At 73.3% G+C, this 1,630-nt stretch carries 2 protein-coding genes; both read left to right on the top strand.

What is annotated here, in order from left to right; genetic code table 11:
* The first annotated feature begins 66 nt into the window (after nucleotides 1-66).
* Nucleotides 67-381 carry an ArsR/SmtB family transcription factor gene (locus FOE67_RS25125; RefSeq protein WP_182667111.1) on the top strand — a complete coding sequence of 105 codons (315 nt, stop codon included), beginning with the start codon at nucleotides 67-69 and terminating at the stop codon, nucleotides 379-381.
* A 56-nt stretch (nucleotides 382-437) separates the two neighbouring features.
* Nucleotides 438-1,583 (top strand): ACR3 family arsenite efflux transporter, encoded by a 1,146-nt coding sequence (arsB, locus tag FOE67_RS25130; RefSeq protein WP_194444706.1) that lies wholly within the window; start codon nucleotides 438-440, stop codon nucleotides 1,581-1,583.
* The last annotated feature ends 47 nt before the right edge of the window (nucleotides 1,584-1,630 follow it).

Below are 1,630 nucleotides of genomic sequence, written 5' to 3' on the forward strand. Positions count from 1 at the left end.
GGCCCGCTCCGGGCGGGACGCACGGGATGCCGGCGGGGACACCGACGGGCGTGACAGTATCAGCACATGCTGATGTCAGTCGATACTGATCTGATGCGCGCGCTGGGCGACCCGCTGCGGCTGAGGATCGTGACCCTGTTGGCCCACGAGACCCTGTGCACCACGCACCTGGTCGCCGAGACCGGCGCCCGGCAGACCAATCTCTCCAACCACCTGCGGGTGCTGCGGGAGGCGGGCGTGGTGGAAACCGAGCCGTGCGGACGCTTCACCTACTACCGGCTGCGCCCCGAGGTGCTCACCGGGCTCTCCGAGGGCTTCGCGCAGCTGGCCGGGCTGGCCCGCCGCACCCGGGCCGACGACCGCAAGCGGGCGTGCCCGTGAGCGCCCGGGCACCGGGGACGGCCGACCGGGGGACGCCCGTCCCCGGTGCCGCGGCCCTGGTCGGCCGACTGTCCACGCTCGATCGCTTCCTCGCGGTGTGGATCCTGCTGGCGATGGCGATCGGCCTGGGCCTGGGACGGGTGGTCCCCGGCCTGGACTCGGCCCTGGCGGCCGTGGAGGTCGGCGGGATCTCCCTGCCGATCGCCCTGGGCCTGCTGGTGATGATGTACCCCGTGCTGGCCAAGGTCCGGTACGACCGCCTGGACACCGTCACGGGGGACCGCCGCCTGCTGATCTCCTCCCTCGTGGTGAACTGGCTCGTCGGCCCGGCCGTGATGTTCGCCCTGGCGTGGATCTTCCTGGCCGACCTGCCCGAGTACCGCACGGGTCTGATCATCGTGGGCCTGGCCCGGTGCATCGCGATGGTCATCATCTGGAACGACCTGGCCTGCGGGGACCGCGAGGCCGCCGCCGTGCTGGTCGCCCTGAACTCCGTCTTCCAGGTGTTCGCCTTCGGCCTGCTCGGTTGGTTCTACCTGGACCTCCTCCCCCGGTGGCTGGGGCTCGGGGGCGGTGAGGCGCTGGAGGTCTCCGCCTGGAGGATCGCGGCGAACGTGGCGGTCTTCCTCGGTGTCCCGCTCCTGGCCGGCTTCCTCACCCGGCGGGTGGGCGAGCGACGGATGGGCCGCGAGCGGTACGAGGAACGGTTCCTGCCCCGGATCGGGCCGTGGGCGCTGTACGGGTTGCTCTTCACGATCGTGCTGCTCTTCGCGCTCCAGGGGGACACCATCACCTCCCGCCCGCTGGACGTGGCCCGGATCGCGGTGCCGCTGCTGATCTACTTCGCGCTGATGTGGTGCGGCACCTTCGCGCTGGGCCGCTTCCTCGGCCTGGGCTACGAGCGCACCACCACGCTGGCGTTCACGGCGGCCGGCAACAACTTCGAGCTGGCCATCGCGGTCGCCATCGGCACCTTCGGGGTGACCAGCGGCCAGGCCCTGGCGGGAGTGGTGGGCCCGCTGATCGAGGTGCCGGTGCTCATCGCCCTGGTGTACGTCTCCCTGGCGTGGCGGCGTCGCTTCCACGACCCGGGCGCTCCGGGCGGGCCGGGTGTCCCGGGCGGGCCGCGCGCGGCGGCGGGGCCCGCGTCCCCCGGGGGGAGCCCGACGGAGGGCCCGCCGAGCCGGGCCGGGATCGGCTGACCCGACGGACCGACCGGTCGGCAGGCGTCGGGAGGGCGGGGGAGAGG

Source organism: Streptomyces calidiresistens (genome assembly GCF_014141525.1).
GTDB lineage: Bacteria > Actinomycetota > Actinomycetes > Streptomycetales > Streptomycetaceae > Streptomyces > Streptomyces calidiresistens.

What these genes read in the sequence shown, in the direction of transcription:
- FOE67_RS25125 (WP_182667111.1), top strand. Translation starts at nt 67, where the DNA reads ATGCTGATGTCAGTCGATACTGATCTGATGCGCGCGCTGGGCGACCCG.